Consider the following 22,999-nt stretch of genomic DNA (forward strand, 5'->3'; position numbering starts at 1 on the left):
AAACCTGGCGGATGCTATTATTGTCCAAAAATAAATATTACAGAGTTGCAACGGTAGTTTTTTTATAAACAAATAAAAAATAGGCTCCCGGCCTGATTAATGTTAATAAATACAGCCTACACGTTCACATAGGTATTGTAATGCGAAAACTCCACAAACTAATCTTGTCCGGGGCGCTAATCCCGCGAAAAAAGTCAGGCCGTAGTATCTTACGAAAAATTGATTCATTGCAGGTTCCCATCGTTCAAAACCATCCGCAAGATTTGCCACCCAATAAAATCAGCTTTAACTATTTACATTATGATAACCGATGCACGATTGAACATCTGTCTTTCTATTTAAAACAAGAGTTTTTACAGGATGTCAATGCATCAGGTTTATAATTCACTGAGTAAGCTGGATAAAATCAAACTGATAAATAATCATTACCTGGAGCAACGTAATATTTCAGGTTTAAGAAAGCTCAGCGACTCTTTAAATACCATCGTCTATGAGTGAAAAAAGCCTCCTCATTGCAATATGAGGAGGCTTTTTTTAATCCAATGATTAGTGTTTATCGGTTATCTCAACCACCACGTGGCGGTCGGGTGCCAGGCAGTTAATGAGCTGCTGGCCCGACTGGCCGTCGCACTGAGCGCCGGTCACCGAATTGCTGGCACCGTGGCCTTCAGCGCTGATGTTCGCCGCTGGCATACCTAGCGCCACCAGTTCATCCGCGACGGCCTGCGCACGCTGCGCCGACAGCTGGTGGTTATAGTCAGCCGCGCCGGTACGATCGCTGTAGCCAATCACCACGGTCGTCTTGCCGGACGCGGGTTGGAGGCCCGGGCTCTGATACAGCTGCGCGATAGCCGCTTTGCCTTCAGCGGTTAACGCCGCGGAGTCATAGCCAAACATCACGTCAGATTTCAGGTTAAAACGCTGCGCTTCAGGGGCCGGTGCCGGTGCGACAACCGGCCCGACGACCGGGGCGTCATCGTGCTGACCAAAGCGGTAAGAGATACCGGCGGTGACCGAGCTGACGTCGCTGCTGATACCAATCTGGTTTTCATTACCCACGTTGCTGACCCACTGATACTCCAGTCGGCCGGCCCAGTTTTTATTAAAGGCATACTCGGTGCCCACCGCCACCAGCGGACGAACGCCGGTTTCAAAGCGGTTATGGCCTTTAATATCCGATTCTGCGCGATAGCCCATTGCCCCAGCGCGGCCATACAGATCCCAACTGTCGGTTAATCCGTAGCTGGCTTTCAGCGACAGCTGTAAACCCTGGCTCTTCATCTGGGAGCCGGACGCGCCATGTTTGCCGTTGATCTGCATGTTACCTAAATAATCGTAGCCGCCTTCCACCGCCAGCCACGGGTTAATCTGGTAGCCGGTAAATACGCCGCCGCCGACGTTATCGCGGTCAAAACCGACGTTGGCCCGCGGCGTGGTGCTGGTATCAAAATAGTGTGACCAGCCAAATTTGCCGCCGGTATACCAGGTGCCGGCATCCGCTGCCGCAAAAGCGGTGGTGGCGGTTAGCGCATTCGCGATAATGAATGTAATCAGCGTCTTCTTCATAACGTTCCTATTATTGGCGCACCGTCAATCAGTGGCCTGAGTGAAAGTGGCGCTACAATAGAATTTTTACACGACGCTGATAATCGATTTTTTGTTTATTTTTGGACAGCTATTTGTCGCCAGAATAATAGCTTAGCGCTCCCTCAACGCTTCCTTCACCTTATTAAACGGCTTGACCAGATAATCCATCACCGTCTTCTCACCGGTTTTAATATCCACGTTGGCGATCATCCCCGGCACAATATTGAAACGTTTACCGGCTTTGTTTTGCAGATAATCATGCTCGGTACGGATAAATACCCGATAGTAATACACTTCGGGCTTAGCCTCATCCTGAATCGTATCGGGTGAAATACTGTCGACCACCCCTTTCAGGCTGCCGTAAATGGCATAGTCATAGGCCGTTATCTTCACCAGCGCGGTCTGATCCGGATGAATAAACGCGATATCGCGCGGTGACAGCCGCGTTTCGATCAGCAGATGGTCGTCGCGCGGGACAATCTCCATCAGCTCGCCGTTTGGCGGGATCACCCCACCGAGGGTATTCACTTTAATTTTTTTGACGATACCTTTGACCGGGGAACGCACCGTCATGCGGGTGACGCTGTCGGTCCGGCCGCGGATGATTTCAGCCAGCGATGCCGCCTCCGCCGTGGCTTTGGCCAGCTCTTCGCGCGCCTGCACCAGATACTGCGAGCGCAGGTCGAGAATTTTGAGCTGGAGATCGGAGCGCTGGCGCTCCAGCCGCAGCACTTCAACGTTGCTCGCCGCGCCGGTTTTCGCCAGCCGCCGCGTGATCGCCAGCTCGCGATCCACCGCCGACAGCGAATCCGCCACCCGCGCTTTGGAGTCGGTGAACTGGCTGCGTCTCAGCTTATACAACCGGGTTTCGGAAGCCACCAGCTGCGGTGCGCTGTTCAACTCTGGCGGAAAGGTCAGCGGCAGTTCGTTAACCTCCGCTGAGAGCCGCGCGCTGGCCGCCAGCGCCGCCTGATAGCGCGCCACGCTTTCGCCAACGTTAGATTGCGAACGCGTGGGATCGAGACGCGCCACCACTTCACCGGCCTCCACCCGCTGCCCTTCCCGCACGTTCAGCGCCACCAGGATACCGCCGTCCAGCGATTGCAGCACCTGTTCACGGGAGCTGGGGATCACCTTGCCGGTGCCGGTAGAGACTTCATCCAGCGTGCTGAATGACGCCCATCCCCAGGCCACCAGCAGCAATAGCGTGCACAACGTGACGATCCGCCCGGACTTCGCCAGGCTTTGGTTATCCGCGTCGTTTTCGCCGCGATCGCCGTTCCAGTTCAGCGGCTGAGCGTTGGCAGGCGTCGGGATCGGCGCTTCCTCGGCGATCATCACCGCGGTTTCAGGCTGGTCGTCTTTCATGGTTCACCTCCGCATCGGCCGTGCTTCTTGACGCCATCGCCTTATCTTTTGGCATATCCATCACCAGCGCGCCGTCCTTCAGCACCAGCACCCGGTCAACCACCGACAGCACCGCGCTGCGGTGGGTGGCAATAATCAGGGTGCGACCGGCCAGCCAGTGTTGCAGCCGCTCGAGGAAATCGCGCTCGGTATGCTCGTCAAGCGAGGCGGTCGGTTCATCAAGCAGCACGATATTCGGGTCACGCAGCATCAAGCGCGCGAGCAGGAGCGACTGGCGCTGCCCGCCGGAAAGCCCCAGCCCGCCTTCCATCACCACGTGATCGAGGCCGTGAGGAAGTTTACGCACCAGCACGTCGGCACCGCACATTTCGAGGGCGGCAATGATTTCGTCATCGCGCGCCTGCGGCGCACCCAGCGTCAGGTTGTCGCGCAGAGTGCCGTGAAACAGCCGGGCGTTCTGGGTCATCAGCCCGGTGTTACGCCGCAGGTCGGCAACGTCAATATGCGGCAGGCTCAGCGAATCGAGCCGCAGCTCGCCCTGTTCCAGCGGCACGCCGCCGATCAGCGCCTGCAGGAAGGTCGATTTTCCGGCACCGTTGCGCCCCAGCACGGCGATACGTTCTCCGGCGGTGATTTCCAGTTTTGCCACCCGCAAGGGGACCATCGGCGAGTCCTGGCGATAGCGGAAGGCGGTATCGGTAAACTGATAGTGGCCGTGCAGCACGTCCCGGTGCAGGCGCTGGGAATCGCCGCCGTTTTCCACCGGCAGCTGCATGATGCTATCAATGCCGCCTTTCGCCGCCTTCGCCTGCTGCCAGCGCGCCAGCACCCCGCACAGCGCCGCCATCGGGGCGATCATCCGCGAAGAGAGTTGAGAGGCCGCCACGATGGCCCCGGTGGTCATGTCGCCGCCGATCACCATGGGCGCCCCCACCACGATCACCACCGCATACACCAGCCCCTGAATGGTGTTGCCCCAGGCCAGCAGCCCCTGCGTCAAGCGGCGGCTTTTCATCCCGGTCTGGGCGGTGATGCGAATATAGCTATTCCACTGTTGCAGGAAGCGGTTTTCCGCCTGCATCAGCTTGATATCTTCCAGCCCCTGCACGCTTTCCACCAGCACCGCGTTGCGCAGCGTCGACTCTTTGACGTTCTCGTTGGCCAGATCCGCCAGTCTTTTTTGCAGCAGCAGCCCGGGGGCGATCATCACCAGCGCCGCCACCGGCGGGATCCACGCCAGCTGCGGGGCGATAATGACCATCACCAGTAAGAACAGGAAAAAGAACGGCAGATCGGCGATAACCGAAACGGTGGTCGAGGTGACCATTTCACGAATCGACTCCAGCTCGCGCAGCTGGGAGATAAAGCTGCCGGTCGAGCGCGGCACCACGTGGGTTCTTAAGCGCAGCGCGTGGCCAAACACCCGGTCGGAAATACGCATATCGGCCTGCTTGCCGAGAATGTCGCTGACGTGGCTACGCATCAGACGCATGGCAAAGCCAAAAGCCACGGCGATCAGTACCCCGATAAACAGCACGTACAGCGTCGGGTAGGACTGGGCGGGGATCACCCGGTCATAGACCTGCATGGAGAAAATAATCCCGGCCATCGACAGCACGTTGATTACCAGCGACGCCAGCATGACGTGCGCGTAGGGTTTACTCTTGACCATCACCAGCTGATTCAGCCAGCCGGGATTAAAGTCCGCCAGATACTCTTCGGTGCGGCTATCGCGAGCCATCGACGCCGGGCGAAAAGCGACCACCACCTGAATGTTCTCAAGCAGGTCGGCCAGCGGCTGGGTCACAATCAGGTTGGCATCGCGGGTAAAGCTGACGCCGACGTTGTTTTTGCCGTCGAAGCTGTGAATGATCCCAATCTGCCCTTCCTTCAGCTGCACCACCAGCGGCAGCCGCCAGCCGGAGACGTCATCCCGTTTTTCATGCAGCCGTCTGGCGGTGAGCCCGACGTGGCGCGCCATATTATTTAAGGCCACGCTCAGCGGCTTACCGAGCTGCCAGCGCGCCATCGCCTGGAGGCCGCCGGGGGAAAATGACAGGCGATAGTGCGTCGCCACCTGGCTAATGACGGCCACCCAATCGCTGAGCGCGCGGGCGTCCAGCGTCTCCTGCTCGGCCATATGGCTTTTCCCGGTCATGGTTGGATCTCCACACCCTGAATGGATTGGTTATTGAGCGCAAACTGCTGGCGGGTTAGCCCGGTGTTGTACAGGCAATCAAGCTGGAGAGTACGCAGCTGGCTTTCGGTTTCCTGCTGGGTAAAGCGCGCCTGGTAGACCTCCTGCTCGGCGTTGAGCACATCCAGGAACGGCCGCGAGCCGAGGTCGAGGTACTGCTGTTGATACAGTTCGCGGGTCTTTTGCGTCAGGATCTGCTGGCGGGCCTGAATTTGCAGCGCCTGCTGGAGGCTGACCGCCGCGCTCTGCGCCGCGCTGAGCTGCTGGCGAACCTGCAGCTGGGCGCTGCGTACCGCCGTGGTCGCGGCATCCAGGCTGTACTGCGCGGCATCGCGATTGGCGCTCAGCCCGCCGCCCTGATAAATCGGCATTTTCACCCGCACGTAGGCCGAATATTGGGTGCGATCCAGCTGGTCGCTGTTGGCGTAGCGATCGTTTAAATAGTGCGTGACGTCCGACTCCAGCGAGATGGTCGGTTTCATCTGCGCTTCCGCCCCCGCCAGCTGGGCCGCCGCCTGGTTTACCCGCGCCCGCGCCTCCAGCACCGACGGTACGAGCTGGTCATCAACGCTCGCCACGCTGCAGGATTTCCCCAGCGTTTGCGGGAAGGCATTACTCACCGTATCAATCTTGTTCCAGCCCAGATAGGTCGACAGCGTGGCGCGCCAGCGTTCAAGATTGGCCTGATACTGCGCCAGCGTCGCCCGCGCGCCTTCGATACGCGCGTCGGTTTGCACCACGTCGGACAGCGAGCTGGCCCCTTCGCTGTTGCGTTCGTTGGCTAACCTACCCAGCTGTTGCAGCGAGCTCAGCTGTTCTTCGGCAATCGACACCAGTTCCTGATAACCCTGCACCTGGACCAGCGCCGCGGCGGTATCGTGCGCCACTTTATCAATGCTCAGCAGTACGACGGCCTGCTGGCCGGCCACCGCTGCGTTGGCCTCCCGCACCGCGCTGTCGGTCAGGCCAAAGTCATAGAGCATCTGGGACAACGACAGCACCACCGAGGGCACGTTGCCGTGGTTGGAATAGCTGTTGGTGACGCCGTTATTCAGGCCGCCGCTGATTTGCGGATAGTATTTGGCGCGCGCGACGTCAATTTTCTGCGCGGTGCTGAGCAGTTTTCCGGCTTCGGTACCAATATCCGGATACCACTGGACGGCGCGCTGCACCGCCTGGTTGATGGTCATACTGGCGGGCGGCGTTGCGCTGGCGGCAAGGCCAGGATCGCGTCCACGCAGATCGGGTAATTGATCGCCCGCGGCGATATTTTGCGGATTGATCTGTCTGGCGGTTTCGCTCTCTGAACGCCCCCACGCCGCCCCGGCATCGGGCAACAGCAGTGGCTGAATACAAACCGCTAACCAAAGAAGTGTCGTGCCTTTACCGCCTCGCGTTCCCATACAACATCCCCAATATAATCACTATATTGACCTGAGTGGCCGTTTCTATTTTTTGATGACTATTGATGAATATCCGCCCCGCAGCGATGTCCCTTCCATAGGGAAATAAGCGGGTCGGAGGGTCCTGCTCCTGAGGTCGTGCCGTCCTGATGCGACAGCCGTTACCCCGTCAGACAACGGGGCAACGGCGCGCGATGCTCTTTCTGAGCCGTTATCCGTGGTTTGCTGATGAATCCTGATGCAGCAGCTCCTCCAGCGTCGGCTGCGCGCCCTCCAGGGTGATAAGTTGCGTAGACTGGTACTGCGTCCCGGCACCGTCGCGGTCAATCGACACCACCGTGTCGCCCGATGCCGTGTGCTCTATAGATAAATATTGGCCGAGATCCTCAGATTTACCACTCCAGTCCGTCAGTAGCTTGCTGATATCTATATGATCTCCGTCACTAACTGAGAAATCTGTCCAGTGACTATGCTGGCCGTTTCCGCCGGTGGCATCGTGGCTATCGAGCAGATTAAAGATCACCGTGTCACCGCCGCCGCCGAGCGTATAGGTATCGTCATACGCGCTGCTGACGGTGGTGTCGGCCTTGTCGCTGCCTTCAACATGCGGATGCAGATCGATAGTCAGACTGCCGTGACTGAGGGTGCCGTCCGCGGCCTTGAGGGTGTAGTCAAACTGCTCGCGCTGGGTCAGATCCGCCACGCTGACGCCTTCGCGCAGACTATAGCTGTAGCTGCCGTCGGCATGCAGCGTGAGCGTACCGTACAGCCCCTCGAGGGTTTGCGACTGCGCGCTGCCCGCGGTTTCCGTTACCTGCTGGCCCTTCTCATTCACCAGGGTAATGCTGTCCCACAGCGTCCCGAGCGCGATATCAGCAATCTGCCCTTCCACCGTCACCCCGGCCGCCGATGCCTCCGGCGTCACCGCGACGCTGGTCAGCACGGTGCTGAATTCGCTGTTCAGCGTATTCCCGGCGGTATCCTGCAGCACCACGCTGTACTGGCCATCGTGCAGAGTGGCGTTATCGAGGATGACGTTGGCGGTGAGGGTCGTGCCATCCACGGTCAGCGAGCCGCTGGTAATCAAATTCCCCTGAGCATCAAGGATTTGATACGCCACATGTCCGCTGGCGGTGGGCAGCGTGGAGAATGTCAGCACCAGCGCTGAATGCGTCAACGCATCCGCGTTGTCCACCGTCAGCGTGGCGCTCTGGGCGGTGACGGCCTCCGATGTTGCCAGCAGCGTGGCCGTCTGGGCCGTGGTCTGGGCCGCCGTCGAGGTCTGCACAACGCTTTCGTCCGCCACCAGCGCCATGGTGGCCATCATCGACTGCGCGCTGGCCGCGCTTCCCACTGACGGCAGGGAAATGGTCAGCGTTGAGGTGCTGACCGAGGAACCGTTGCGGATCACGTAGGTGAAGCTTTCCTGGCCCAGCCCGCTGGCCGGTTGCCCGGTGCGCAGGGTATAGGTGTATCCCCCTTGTGCGTTGATGACCAGGTTGCCGTAGTTGCCGACAATGGTGGTGGTCCCGGTCGCCGATACCGCCTGACCGTTGACATAGGTCACCACGGTGCCCGCTGGCGCGACGTCCGCCCCACCGCTGGCGCTGCCCGCGCCGGTAATGACGTTACCGGTGACGGATTCGACGGCGGCCTGATAGGTATGGGTGACGTCATTGCTGGTCGCTAATGTGGCGACACTGCCCACCGCCACACCATTATCAGCCTTCAGCAGGAACACATAGTGCCCCGCATCCAGCGTAATCGACTGCGTTTTTGACCCCACCAGCGCCAGAACTTTAATCCAGTCATCATAGACTTTGCTCTGTTCGTACTGGCCCGTCGCCGGATTCAGCTTGTAGATATAGAGGTCAAACGTTGACAGCAGAGCCACCCCAACGACGCTGCCGCTGAGCGTAAAGGTGCGGGTTGAGTTGACGGGCACATCAACCTGTAGCTGGTCCCTCACGCTGACGTCCACACCCAGTACCGACCCCAGCCCGATGCTCGCCACAATCAGCGAAGAGTTGCTCACGCCGGCGGTGGTGACATCAACGGGCGTCGGATCAACTTCCAGCGTCACTTTGTCGCCGTTGGCATGGAGGTTAGGCAGGTTAAGATCGATCGTCAGCGTGGCATTGCTGGTGGAGCCATTCGGCGCTTTCAGCTGATAGGTAAAGACGTCCGGCCCGGTGATGCTGGACGGCGAAACGCCCGCTTTCAGCGCGTAGGTATAGCCGCCCTGAGCGTTGATGGTCAGCGTACCGTAGGTGCCGACAATCGTGGTCGAACCGCTCGCCGCGACGGCGGTCAGGCCGCTGGACGACGCGCCGCTGGCCCCGCTCACCACCGTGCCGTTTGGCGCGCTATCTACCCCGCCGCCGCCGACGCCGGTGATCACGTTACCGGTGGTGGTCGCCCCGGCCGCATCCACAAAGACGCCGGTCGTGACGTCGGACGTCACCTTCAGCTGGCTGCTGGTTAACAGCGACAGACCGTCATCAGCCTGCAACAGCAGCGCGTAGTCGCCCGCCGGCAGATTCAGCTTCGCCGTCCCGGAGGTCCCGGCCAGCAGCAGCACCTGCAGGAAGTTATCCACCTTCTGGTACATGCTGTAGGTGCCGTCGCCGTTCGACTTGTAGATATACAGGTCGAAGGTCGACAGCAGCGTGACGCCCACCGCGCTCGCCTGCAGCGTCAACGCGCGCGAGGCGCCGTCATCAACGTGGAACGTGGGCAGTTGGCTGCTCTGGATGACGTTGAGCGACAGCAGGTCGCCCACCCCCAGCTTCAATACGTTCAGACTTTGCGACGCCGAGCTGGGCGTAGCGGTAACCTGCTGAATGGAGGTGGTCAGCGTCAGACCGGCCTCATCGTTAACCGCATTGAGCACCTGCGTGCCAATGGTCGGATCGATGGTGAGGACAAACGGCGTCGTTTTCGCCCCGACGTTCCCCGCCGCATCGACGGCATTGAAGGTAAAGCTGTGCGCGCCGGTCGACAGCGCCGACGTCGGCGTCCATGTCCACTGCCCGTTGCTTCCTACGGTTACCGTGGTGACGAAGTTGTTGCCGTCGTAAATAGCGACCTTACTGTTAGCCTCCGCCGTTCCGCTGAAGGTCGGCATCGTGTCGTTGGTGATGCTGCCCGAGGTCAGGTTGCCGAGATCCGCCGCGACGTCATCGTATACCGTCAGGCCGGTAATCGCCCCCGGCGCGACGGTATCGATAGTCAGGTTAAAGGCGGGCGAAGCGGTGCCGATATTTCCCGCCGCGTCGGTTGCCGTGGCCGTAAAGGCATGCGCGCCGTCGGCCAGCTCTGTCCCCGGCCGGAACGACCATGCGCCATTGGCGTCCGCCGTGGTGGTGCCCAGCACTTTGCTGCCATCGTAGACCGTGATGGTGGCGTTTTTCTCCGCCGTGCCGCTGATTACCGGACGCGTATCGTTGCTGCTGGCGTTGTTGCTCAACGTTCCGGATACCGGATCGACCGCATCGGTTACCGTGAGCGTGCCGATCGCTACCGGCGCTTTAGTATCAATGGTGATGGTGAAATCCGGCGAGCGCCCGCTCGCGTTGCCCGCCGCATCGCTGACAACCGTTGAGAAGGTGTAGGTCCCATCGGTGAGCGCCGACGGTGTATAGCTCCAGAGGCCATTGCCGTCAGCCTTCACGCTGCCCAGAACGTTCGCGCCGCTGTAGATCGTCACGGTTGCATTGGCTTCCGCGGTGCCGTTCAGGGTCGGAGTGTTGTCGTTGGTCGAACCATTGTTGGACAGTATTTCCAGCACCGGCGCGACGTTGTCGGTGAGGGTGATGTTGGCGGCCACCGGCGGCGGCGTCGCGTCGATATTCAGGATGAAGACCGGCGACGATCCGCTGACGTTGCCCGCCGCATCGCTCACCGTGGTGCTGAAACGGTGTTCGCCATCGGCCAGCGCCGCCGGGGTATAGCTCCAGGCGCCGGAGGCATCGGCCTTCACCGTGGCCAGCAGTTTGCTGCCGTCATACACGTTGACCCACACATTCGGTTCCACGGTGCCGCGCAGCGTCGGGGTATTATCGTCAGACAGCGCGCCGCTGGTCAGATCGCCTTTCACCGTGCCAACGTTATCATTGACCAGCGGTAGCGCACCCGCCTGCGGGGTGATCGTGTCAACGTTGAGGCTAAAGGGATCGGTGGCATCACTGGTGTTACCCGCGGCGTCAACCACCACCAGCGTCAGGCTGTGCGCCCCCTCACCCAGCGCCCTGCTCGGCGTCACGGACCAGACGCCCAATCCGTTGACCGTGCCGCGGCCAATCTCAACGCCGCCATCCAGAACAATCACCGTGGTATTTGGCGTAGCGCCAATACCGGAAATCGTTGGCAGGCTGTCGTTGGTCGTCGCCCCGCTCGTCAGCGTACCGACGCCCGGAGAGACATCGTCGGTGACGGTGTAATTGAGGATCGCCGCCGGCGCGGTGGTGTTGACGTTCATGGCGAAGATGGCCGATGGCAGGCTGACGTTACCGGCAGCATCGGTGGCGGTGACGGTGAAGCTGTGCGGCCCCGATTTCAGCGGGTCCACAATCTGGTAGCTCCACGAGCCCCCCGGCCCGGAGGCGACGACGCTATCAACCAGTACGCCGTTATCGTAGATCTTAATCGTGCTGCCCAGCTCCGCCGTCCCGCTTAGCAGAGGCTGGGTATCATCGGTCACGCCGCCGTTGGTTACATTCCCGACGATCGTACCGTAATTGTCATACACCGTGATGCCGCCAGGCGCGGTTGGCGCAACGGTGTCGATGGTGAGGTTAAAGATCGGCGACTTGCCGCTCTCGTTCCCCGCCGCGTCGGTCGCGGTGACCGTCAGTGCGTAAGCGGCATTTCCCCATCCCGTCAGCGAGGCGTAGCTCCATGAGCCATCGGCCAGCGCGCGGGTGGTCGCTATCGCGGTGTTGCCGTTGTAAATCGTGATCAGCGCGTTGGCTTCGACGCTGCCGGCAGCACCGGTGAGGACCGGGTGGGTGTCGTTGATGGTCGTACCGCTGGTGACATTGCCCGTCACTGGCGCAATGTTGTCGGTTACGGTAAAGGCCAAAGGCGCGGTCGGGGCCTGGGTGTCAATCGTCAGCGTGAAGGGCGGTGAAGCCTGGCTGACGTTGCCCGCCGCATCGGTGGCGGTGGCCGTGAAGGTGTAGGTCTTGTCAGCCAGCGAGGATGGCGCGATGCTCCAGGTGCCGTCTGCTGCGGCGGTGGTAGTGCCAATAACCGTCTGGCCGTTGTAGACAGTAACGGTGCTGCCCGCTTCGGCACGTCCGCCGATAATCGGCGTACTGTCTTTCGTGGTAGCGCCGCTTATCAGCGCCGTTGTGCCAACGTCGTTCGAGACGCTCAGCGCCAGAATGGGCAGAGGCGCAACGGTATCCACGGTGAAGGCGATCGGCGAGGTCGCCGTGCTGACGTTGCCTGCCGCATCGGTGGCGGTCACCGTCAGGCTATGGCTGCCGTTCAGCAGCACTGGCGTGGTGAACGTCCATGAGCCGTCGGCATTCGCCAGCACAGAGCCAAGCAACACGCTGCCATCGTAGATGGAGACCCGGCTGCCCGCTTCCGCGCTGCCCGCCGCGCCGTTGAGCGTCGGGGTGGCGTCGTTGGTGGTGCCGTTGACGGCAATGGTGCCTTTTATCGGATCGACGTCATCCGAGAGCGTTATGCCATTCACCACCGCTGGCGGCGCGGTATCCACCGTCAGACTGAAGCCCTTACCCGCACTAACATTACCTGCCTGATCGACCACAGTAATGGTGAAGTCATGCCTTCCTTCACCCAGCGGTTGGCTGGGGGTAATGGACCAGGCCCCGCTGATGCCCAGCGTCGCCCGACCGATTTCCTTGTCACCTTCCATAATAATGACCGTGCCGCCCGCTTCCAGAGACGCCGAATCGATGCTGCCGCTAAAGGTCGGGGTTTTATCATTGGTGGTCCCGCCGTCGCTGATGCTGCCCGCGCCCGGTAAGACATCGTCGGTCACGACCAGCGAGATGACATCGCCCGGAGCGTCGGTGTCTACGGTCAGCTGGAACAGTGCAGAAGGCAGCGTGGTCGTGACGCCGTTGCTCACCGTGGTGGTGATCAGGTGCGAGCCGCTGGCGAGATCTGACGTGGGGGTGAACGACCATGTTCCGTCGCCATTGACCACTGTCGACCCAATAGAGCTGCCGTTATCGTAGAAGTTGATAGTCGTGCCAGCCTGCGCGGTTCCGCGGAAGGTTGGCGTCGGATCGTTGGTATAGCCGCCGTTGGCGATCGGCCCCTCTACGGGAGCGACGTTATCGATCACTTCCAGACCGGTGATACCGCCGTTCAGCACCGAGGTATCAATGATTAAAGCGACCGATACTGAAACACCGCCTTCATTACCCGCAGCATCCATAATTTTGGCGGTGAAAGTATGGCTGCCATCGGCAAGCGGAGCCTCTGGGGTGAAGCTCCACGTACCCAGGCTACCGATCGTTGTGCTACCAATCAGCACGCCCTTGTCGTAGATATTGACCGTTGACCCTGCCTCGCTGGCCAGGGTCTCCCCCCTCACCGTTGGACGGTTCAAATCCGAAGTGGGCCCCAGAGGAAGGAGACCATCCGTCACCGCTATTGCCGTGATCGCCAGCGGCGCGATCGTATCCACCGTGAACACCAGATTTCCGGAAGGGTTGCTGGTGTTACCGGCGGCATCCGTCGCCGTAACGTAGTAGGTGTACTGGTTATTGCCAAGCGCAGTAGAGGGGGTGTATTCCCACCGCCCAGCAGCATCGGCGACGACCGTGTCGATCGCCGTTGGGGTTGCGCTGCCAATGCCCTGATAGATAGTGATCGTCGCGAAGGCTTCCGCCTTCCCACTCAGCACAGGCTGAGCATCGTTAGTCAGGCCGTTGGCGCTAATCGTCCCTTCATACCACGCGACGTCATCGGTCGCGGTAATGGTCGACGGCGTGGCCGGAGCGGTGGCATCAATACGCAGGATAAAGTCCGGCGTTGGCTCGCTGACGTTACCGGCCTTATCGGTCACCGTGGTGGTCAGGTTGACGATGCCATCATCGAGCTTGCCCGTCGTAAAGGTCCATTTACCGTCGGGATCTGTTACGGTCACTTCGCCCAGATAGGTGGTGTCGTTATAGATTTTGACCGTGCTGCCCACTTCCGCATTGCCGGCCAGCGTTAGCGTGTTGTCGTTGGTGAGGTCGCCTGATGTTAATTCCCCCTCAATGTCACCCGTGACATCGTCGCTAACCGTCAGGCCCGTCACCGGATTGGGGGCCACGGAATCCACGGTAAAGCTAAATGGCGGCGAGGCGATGCTTTCATTGCCCGCCGCGTCGGTGGCCGTGGCGGTGATGACGTACTCTCGCTGGTCGAGCGCCGACGGATAGGTAAAGCTCCAGCTACCGTCAACCGTTGAGGCGGTGGTGGTTCCAAGCGGGGTTGCACCGTCATAAATGGTGATCAGGCTGCCCTTCTCCGCCGTGCCGCTGAAGGTTGGCGTCGTATCTTTGGTATAACCCCCTGCGTCAACCGGTCCGCTGCCGACGGCAAGCGTTTCGCTAACCGTCACGACACCCATTGTCGCCGGTTTTTGCGTGTCGATATTCAGCACCAGATCCGGCGAATGTTGGCTGACATTGCCCGCCGCATCGGTCGCCGTGACGCTAAAAGTATGTTGCGCGTCCGTCAGTTCCGCCGTGGTGTAGCTCCATTTACCGTCCGCCCCCGTTTGCACGCTATAAACCGGGTTGCCATCCTGATACACCGTCACCAGCGTGTTGCCTTCCGCCACGCCGCTGAGCGTTGGCGTTTTGTCATTGGTTAAGCCGCCGACGGGAATGGTTCCTTCATACAGACCCACGTTATCGGTGGCGACAATCGCCCCCGGCGCAACGGGCGCCACGGTATCAACAATAATCACAAACGGATCGGAAAGCGCGCTCTGGTTGCCTGCGGCATCTTCAACAATGGTGGTATATCGATGCGTTCCCTCGGTCAGCGGGGTAGTGACCGGATAGCTCCAGTCGCCATCATTATTGGCCGTGACGGTGGCCACCCACTTGCCATTATCAAACAGCAGTACCTTGCTGTTGCCCTCGGCGGTGCCGCTGATGATCGGCGTTGAATCATTGGTTGTGCCGCCGTTGGCGACGTTCGTGGTCACCGGCAGCACATCATCGGCGACCACAATGGTGGTCACCTTCACGGGCTTGATGGTGTCCACCGTCAGCTCAAAGGCCTCTGAGGGGCCGCTGGTATTCCCGGCTTTATCGACCACCGTCGTGGTGATGCTGTAATCGCCATCGGTGAGCGTCGGCGTAAAGGCCCAGACGCCGTTATTGTCCGCCGTGACGCGTCCCAGCTCGGTGATCACGCCATTGTTATCACTGGAGATAATCACCACCGCGCCCGCTTCTGCGTTGCCGCTAAAGGTCGGGTTTTTGTCGTTGGTGCTGTCCCCGCTGGCTAACAGGCCGGTTACCGGCGAAATATCATCGCTGACCGTCATATTCGTGACGTTGGCAGGCGCGGTGGTATCAATCGTGATGTCAAAAACGGGCGACGCCGGGCCGATGTTGCCTGCGGCGTCGGTGGCCGTCGCGGTCAGATGATAGTCGCCATCTTTAAGATCGCTGGTCGGCGTAAAGCTCCAGCTGCCGTCGACTTTTGAAGCCTGGGCCGTCCCCAGCACCGCCTTGCCGTTATAAATGGTCACGGTGCTGCCGGGCTCGGCAAAACCATTGAGCGTCGGCGTGGCGTCGTTAATATTTTGTCCGCTTTGAACGATCTGCTTCACCGGATCCGCATCGTCGGTCACCGTAAAGGTCGGCGCGCTGGTAGGCGCATTGGTATCCACTTCAATCACAAAGTCCGTCGCGGCGGTGCTGGTGTTACCGGCGGCATCCGTTACCGTCACCGTGATGCTATATTCCCCCTGGTCGAGCGGCGCTGGGGTGTAGCTCCAGCTGCCGTCGTTACCGGCGGTCACCGTGGTGAGCAGCACCAGGTCCGGCGCGCTCCCGCTATAGACCTCCACTTTGGCCCCCGGCTCTACCTTGCCGCTAAAGGTCGGGGTGGTGTCGTTGGTGCTGCCGCCGTTCGGGACATTACCGATCACCGGCGCGACGTTATCGGTGATAAACAGCGCGGTAGAGACATCTGGCGCAACGGTATCCACGGTAAACACAAAGGGCGGCGACGCTACGCTGACGTTGCCCGCTTCATCGGTTGCCGTGGCGGTCAGGCTGTAGTTGCCGTCCTTGAGCGACGGCGTCGGCGGTACGTTGGGCGCAAAACTCCAGTCGCCGTTGCTGTCGGCCTTGCCGGTCGCAATTAGCGTCGCGCCGTTGTACACATTGATAATGGTGTTCGGTTCAGCTTTGCCGCTGAGCGTCGGTAGCGTCTCGTTAATCGCCATGCCGCTGGTTAACACGCCCTGGCTATCGGTGACGGTAATGCCGCTAATCTTCTCGGGCGGGAGGGTATCGATAGTGACCGCAATCGCATTGGAGCTTCCGCTGCTATTACCGGCCGCGTCGACCGCTTTGGCGGTGAGGGTATGCGGCCCTTCCTCGAGAACCGGCAGATTCAGGGACCACGTGCCGTCAGGGCCGGCAATCGTAGTGCCCAGTACCGTGGTGCCGTCGGTGTCATAAACCACGATGGTGGCGCCTTTTTCACCGACGCCGCTCAGGGTTGGCGAAGCGTTATTGATCGTGTCGCCATCCGCCAGCGTCACGCCATTGTTTTGCAGAATCACCCCGGTCATGGCTGACGGCGCGTTGGTGTCGACGGTAAAGATCGTCGCAGGAGAGGCGGTGCTGACGTTGCCGGCGGCATCGGTCGCGGTCGCGGTCAGGCTATATTGCTTATCGCCCAATAGGAACGTCGGCGTCGTTTTCCAGTTACCGTCCGCATCGGCCTTAGTGGTGGCGATCAGCGTGGTGCCGTTGGCATCCGTGTGATAGATATTGATGATGCTATTCGCCTCAGCGCGGCCGCTGAGGGTTGGCTGTTGATCGTTGGTACTGCCGTTGGCGCCGACCGTGCCAAGGGTTGGCAATTGGTTATCGGTGACGATGATCGCGCTAATCGGCGCCGGTGGTGTCAGGTCAATAACCACCACCGAAGGCTGAGAGGCGGCGCTCACGTTCCCCATTGCATCGGTGGCTTTTGCGGTAATGCTGTGCGGCCCTTCCGTGAGCGCGGCGATAGCCACCGACCATTCACCGTCTTTATCGGCCTGAACCGTGCCCAGAACCGTGGTGCCGTTAGTATCGTAAATATTCACGGTACTGAACGGCTCGCTGTTGCCGCGCACCGTCAGGGTGGTGTCATTGGTACTGCCGCCCGGCGCGACATCTCCGCTGTCCGCCGAGATGATGATACCGCTGACCGGCGTCGGCGGCGTGGTATCGATAGTCAGCGTAAACGCAGGCGACTTCGCGCTGATGTTTCCCGCCGCATCGGTGACCGTCGCGCTGAGGCTGTGCTGCCCATCACCCAACGGCAGCGTCGGGGTAAAGCTCCAGTCTCCCGAACCGTTTGCCTGTACGGTTCCCAGTACGGTGTTGCCATCGTAAATCGTTACCGTGGCGTTGTTTTCCGCTTTCCCTGTCAGCGTTGGCGTATTGTCGTTAGTGGTATCGCCATCATTCAGCACGCCGACCCCCGGCTCGCGGTCGTCCGACACCTCAAGGGCATCAATCGTGGCGGGCGCGCCGGTATCAACGTTCAGGTTAAACGCCGGCGATTCAGCGCTCTGGTTCCCCGCAGCGTCGCTGACGATTGTCGTTATTGCGTGTGAACCTTCGCCTAAGGCGTTGGGAATAAAGCCCCACTGGCCGTCTTCACCCACGGTCACGGTGCCGATAACGTTACCGTTGTCCTTAATCGTCACCGTCGTTCCCGGTTCAGCCGTGCCGCTAATGATAGGCGTCGGGTCATTGGTCGAGCCGCCGCTTTGCAGCTGGCCAATGCCCGGCGAGGCATCATCCACAATGCTCAGATTGCCGACCGGATCCGGCGCAGCGGTATCCACATATATGACGTACGGCTGGGAAGGTTCTGATGAAACGTTGTTGACCTCCAGCACGAAAGTCATGCTGTGCATCCCCTCGCCAAGCGCCGAAGTGGGCGACCAGGACCAGGTCGTTTCGCCGTTGAGGGTGACAGTCCCAACCAGTTTCCCCTGGTCATAGACCCGGATAGTGCCGGTGGTCGCGCCAGGCAAGCTTCCGCTAAAGACGGCGTGGCTATCGTTGGTTGTCCCACCGTTGGCGATGAGCCCGGTGCCAGGTAACACATTATCGGTGATGGTGACGTCGGTGATGGCATCCACCGTCGGCGCCACCGTGAGGGTAAAGGGCGGCGTGAAGGCGCTAGCGTTACCGGCGGCATCGGTCACCTGGGTGATGATGCTGTGCGGGCCAGCGCTCAGCGGCGCATCGGGGGTAAAGGTCCACGCTTTATCGCTGCCGACCAGCGCCGTGCCCAACAGTTCACCGTTATCGTAAATACTGACCGTGGTACCCGGCTCGGCGGTACCGCTAAAGGTTGGCGTGGTATCGTCGGTCTGGGAGGGATTATCTAACGGCCCCTGTACTGCACCCACGTTATCCGTCACCGTCAGCCCCGCCACGGTATTCGGGGCCAGGGTATCCACGGTAATCTCCACCGCCGCCGTCGGCGCGCTAGTATTGCCTGCGCCGTCAACGGCGACCGCGCTCAGGCTGTGCGAGCCATCGGCCAGCGGCGTCGTCAGCTCTAACCCCCAGTTACCGTTCAGATCGGCCGTGGTGCGCGCAATCTCACGGTCACCATCATAGATAATCACCTGGACGCCGGGATCGGCCTTGCCGCTGAAGATCGGCGTATTGTCGTTGGTGGCTTCGCCGGAGACGATGGTGCCGACATTCGGCGCTTCATTATCGGTGGCAATAAATAGCGTTACCGGCCCCGGCGCCCTGGTATCGACGCCGAGGACAAATTCCGGTGACGGCGCGCTGACGTTACCCGCCGCATCGGTTACGGTGGCGGTAATCGTATGCACGCCGTCGCCAAGCGGGGTGACCGGCGTGAATCCCCACTGCCCGTCGCTGCCCACTTTGACGCTGCCCAGCACCTGAGCGCCGTCATACAGCGTGACGGTCGCGCCGGGTTCCGCGCTGCCGCTGATAATCGGCGTGCCGTCATTGGTCATACTGCCGTTGGTCAACTGGCCGACGACCGGCGCCCGGTCATCGACAAACACCAGATTCGTTACCGGATCGGGCACCGTGGTGTCCACCGTCAGCACAAACGGCTGCGACGGCGCGGACGGGCCGCTGCCGTTATCGACGGTAAAGGTCACGCTGTGCGCGCCCTCGCCCAGCGCCAATGACGGGGTAAAGCTCCATTGGCCGTTACTGTCCGCCTTGACGGTAGTCAGCAGCACGCCGTTGTCATACACGGCTATCGTGCTGTTGGCCGCCGCACTGCCGGTGAAGGTCGGCGTGACATCATTCGTCGCCGCGCCGTTAGCCAGCGTCCCCTGAACGGGGTCAGCATTATCGGTCACCACCAGTCCGCTAATCGGATCCGCCACCGGGGTAATCGTTAAATTAAACGCCGGCGAAGACGGGCTAACGTTACCCGCAGCGTCGGTGACCACGGTGGTGAATTGATGCTGACCGTTACTCAACGGCATCTCCGGGGTGAAAGTCCAGCTCCCGCCCGCATCGACCACAATCTGCCCCAGCAGCTTCGCGCCATCATAAATGCTGACGGTGCTATTCGGTTCCGCGCTACCCGAGAAGGTCGGCGTGGTATCGTCGGTGATACTGCCGCTGGTCAGCTTCTCCTGTACCGGCCCCGTATCATCAACCGCAGTGATGTTAATAGCGGCGCGCGGCGCAGAGGTATCAACGCTAAACACCAGCTCTGCCGTCGGCTGGCTGGCATTCCCGGCGGCATCTATCGCCACCACGGTCAGCCCGTGAGGCCCATCGCTCAGCGGCGTCGTCAGCTCCAGCCCCCAGTGGCCGTTGGCATCGGTCACGGTGTGAGCAATCTCAATACCTTTATCATAAATAATGATGTCACTGCCCGGCTCCGCCTTACCGCTGAGCACCGGCGTCGCATCATTGGTGACGTCACCTGCCGTAATGGTGCCCACCACCGGCGCTTTATTATCCGTCACCAGCAGCTCTGTGACCGGATCGGGGGATTGGGTATCCACTACCAGCACAAAGTCGGGTGATGCAGCGCTTTCGTTGCCGGCGGCATCGGTGACAATGGTGGTGATCGTGTGCGAGCCTTCGCCAAGCGCGGATGTCGGGGTAAAGCCCCATTGCCCATCGTCACCGACCAGAACGGTACCGATAAGGCTGCTGCCGTCATAGATGCGCACCGTCGATCCCGGTTCGGCGGTACCGCTGATAATCGGCGTGCCGTCGTTCGTCAAATCCCCGCTGTTCAACTGGCCAATCTCCGGGTTGAGATCGTCAATCACCGTGATCTCGCCTGCGGCATCAGGGGCATGGGTATCAACGGTTAAAATATAGGGTTCCGACCTCGTCGCACCGTCATCGGCTGAGAAGGTAAAGCTATAGCGATCGTCCGCCAGCGCCGGCGGCGTGAAATGCCAGATACCCTGGTCATCAACGCTCACGGTGCCTGCTGATACTCCGTTGATATAAACGGTTATCGTGCCTGAGGCAGGACCTGTGCCGTTAAAGGTTGGCGTGGTGTCGTTGGTTGACGCGCCGTTTGCCAGCGTTGTGGATGGCAGATCGACGTTATCATCGACTGAGGTCACGGTAACGCTAGTCACCGGTGGGGCGATGGTCAGACTAAAAGGCGGCGACGCGGCGCTCTGGTTGCCCGCCGCGTCGGTGACCACGGTAGTGAACTCGAATTTTCCGCCCGCCAGTGGCGCATCAGGGGTAAAACGCCAGCTACCGTCAGCGGCTACGGTGGCGGTGCCCAGCAGCGTGGTTCCCTGATAAATACTGACCGTTGCACCGTCCTTCACGCTGCCAGCGGCGCCGCTAAAGGTGGGCGTACTGTCCGTCGTGGTATCGCCGGTTTTCAGCGTAACCGCCGAGCCGCCCGTATCGTCACTCACCGTAAATTCGGCCATGGTTAGCGGTTTCACGGTATCAACGCTAAACAACAGCGGTTCGGTGGTTGGCCCAACGTTCCCGGCCCGGTCGGTGGCATTGGCGGTCAGACTGTGCGGGCCTTCGCCCAATACCGTGCTTAACTCAAGGCCCCAGTTGCCGCGATCGTCGACCAGCGCACTGCCGACCAGTTTGCCAAAATCATAAATATTCACCACGCTGCCCGGCTCGGCCTTGCCGCTGATCACCGGCGTGTTATCGTTCGTGGTCTCGCCAGCCGAAATGGTGCCCAGCACCGGGGACTGATTATCTGTGGCAATCACCAACGTGACCGCACCCGGCGCATGGGTATCAATCGTCACCACATACGCACCGCTCTTCCCGGAGCTGACATCCCCTTTGCTCACCGTGGTGGTAAAACTGTGCACCCCGTCGCTAAGCACGCCGGTGGTAAAGCTCCATGCCCCTTTGGCGTCTGCTTTTACGGAGCCTAAAAGGGTCTCGCCGTCATAGATGGTGACCGTTGCGTTTGCTAGCGCCACGCCGCTTAAGGTTGGCGTATTGTCATTGGTAAACCCGCCTTTGGCGACGGGCCCGATATTTTGCTCAACGTTATCGGTAATCGTCATCTCAGAGACGTTATCAACCTGATTCGGGCCGCTTTCTGGAGGCGTTGTGGTGCCGGGACCTGGGTCTGTGCCGGGGTCTGTACCGGGGTTAGTACCGGGATTACCATTCGGGTCGCTGCCCGGGTCGCCAGACGATTCGCTATCGGCACTGTGATGGTGATTACCCGAACTGCCAATACTTGCAGCCGCGGCAACCATACCCGCGCCAACCCCCAGAGCGCCGAAGATCCACGGCATGGCGCCTTCCGTGCTGCTCTGGGTTATCAGCAAGGTATCGATATCCTGCAGCGGCGCGAAATGCAGGCCGGCGGCGGGTTCTTCTACCCACCACAGCGCGCCATTCTGGTCTTCAAACACCAGTTCACTGCCATTCCCCTCGGCATCAACCACAAAATAATTTTCGATGGTGACCTTTTCGCCGTCTTTTAAGGTGATCACCAGATCGTTACCGTTGCGCTCCAGCCCGGCGACGTCCCGAGGGTTAATGTTAAGTTTCACAATGCTGGGTGAAATCACGCTTGCGGTTTCACCTGACACGGTAGAAGTTGTTGCGCCACTCCTGGCAATAATAGAGATATTAGCCATATGATTAGAACCTCGTCACAGAGCAGTAATGAATGGATTATTGTGAACAACCACACAGATATATCCCGGCGGATAACTGACTCATCATCGTGACGCGGCTGGTGAGAAAATAACGGCCTATACCCACGATAAAAAACCAATAAAATCAAAAAACTATATTTATATTTGAATTGTAAATAATTTACTTTGTTGACTATTTATATTGAGTAGTAACTCAGAAAAAGTCATCATTCAAAAATAATGCTGTCCGCAGCCTGCCTTTAAACATTGTATCTATAATTATTACCCACGACATATATCCTTAAATAAAAACCCCACGCATCGCGATGCCTTTAATTTAAAAAGCTCACGACAGCAAAGATAACGTATCAACGTCATTTTTTGTGATCGCCCTCATGGGATATTTATTTTTAGCGGGTTAAAAACCTCCCACACGCATAACAGCATGAGAAAATCATATCCATTTAAAATCGCTTCTCATACGATTGTATGACATGAATTAACTTTGTGTAGACACAACATTAAGACATCTCTCATATAACCATCATTTAAAGCAGAGAGAATAACTCAACCCATTGATTATCAACAACTAAATAGCAAAATAAATTCAGAATATTCCTACAGGACAACCACAAAACAATGACTTAAGTAAAACTCACTGACATTATACAACATATAAAATATATCCTTAAGCAGCGCTTAAATACGTTATATGATTATTAAAAGAAATAAAGAAAACTCATTATCGCCCCCTCTTGCTAGTCGACATTGTGAAAATAGCAATAAACAGGTTAACTATTTACATCACGCCCGCGGAGTAATCAGAGCAATGCCTTCTGCTGCTATGCGTGCTGCCTAAAGAGGAGCGCCCCGCCGTTAATGAACAGAAATGAGTCCGCCAGTCTGTGATACTCGCCGCTAAACGTCGCCGGACCCTGCTCGTTTATCCCGCAATATCCGTAGGGGGTCATATCCCGTCGCGCCATAAATATCAGAATCAGCCATAAAAATAATTGCCCTGTCGATAACCTCTCTGGCTGCGTTTACTCCCTTTGCCCTCTGGCGTATTACTTACCGCGTTCCAACACAACCATGAGATTGACG

At 59.2% G+C, this 22,999-nt stretch carries 5 protein-coding genes; all 5 read right to left on the reverse strand.

The genetic code is table 11. The features are described from left to right. Positions 1-546: 546 nt before the first annotated feature. The 5 genes from ompA to ACK5JN_RS08085 all read right to left on the reverse strand — a co-directional run bounded on the left by ompA (position 547) and on the right by ACK5JN_RS08085 (position 21,895). Positions 547-1,566, reverse strand: a complete 1,020-nt coding sequence (ompA, locus tag ACK5JN_RS08065; protein ID WP_416869679.1) for a porin OmpA — start codon at positions 1,564-1,566, stop codon at positions 547-549. A gap of 132 nt (positions 1,567-1,698) precedes the next feature. Then, the gene (locus tag ACK5JN_RS08070; protein WP_416869680.1) at positions 1,699-2,955 is read right to left on the reverse strand and encodes an HlyD family efflux transporter periplasmic adaptor subunit; all 1,257 of its coding nucleotides are present in this window, start codon (positions 2,953-2,955) and stop codon (positions 1,699-1,701) included. Continuing rightward, positions 2,936-5,113, reverse strand: a complete 2,178-nt coding sequence (locus ACK5JN_RS08075; protein ID WP_416869681.1) for a type I secretion system permease/ATPase — start codon at positions 5,111-5,113, stop codon at positions 2,936-2,938. The genes ACK5JN_RS08070 and ACK5JN_RS08075 overlap by 20 nt, the downstream gene beginning before the upstream one ends. After that, positions 5,110-6,555, reverse strand: coding sequence for a TolC family outer membrane protein (locus ACK5JN_RS08080; protein WP_416869682.1), 1,446 nt, complete (start codon positions 6,553-6,555; stop codon positions 5,110-5,112). Before ACK5JN_RS08080 ends, ACK5JN_RS08075 begins: the two co-directional genes overlap by 4 nt. A 211-nt stretch (positions 6,556-6,766) precedes the next feature. After that, positions 6,767-21,895, reverse strand: coding sequence for a BapA/Bap/LapF family large adhesin (locus ACK5JN_RS08085; protein WP_416869683.1), 15,129 nt, complete (start codon positions 21,893-21,895; stop codon positions 6,767-6,769). Positions 21,896-22,999: the final 1,104 nt, after the last annotated feature.

The sequence above is a fragment of the Kluyvera sp. genome (assembly GCF_047971185.1).
In the GTDB taxonomy this organism is placed as follows: domain Bacteria; phylum Pseudomonadota; class Gammaproteobacteria; order Enterobacterales; family Enterobacteriaceae; genus Kluyvera.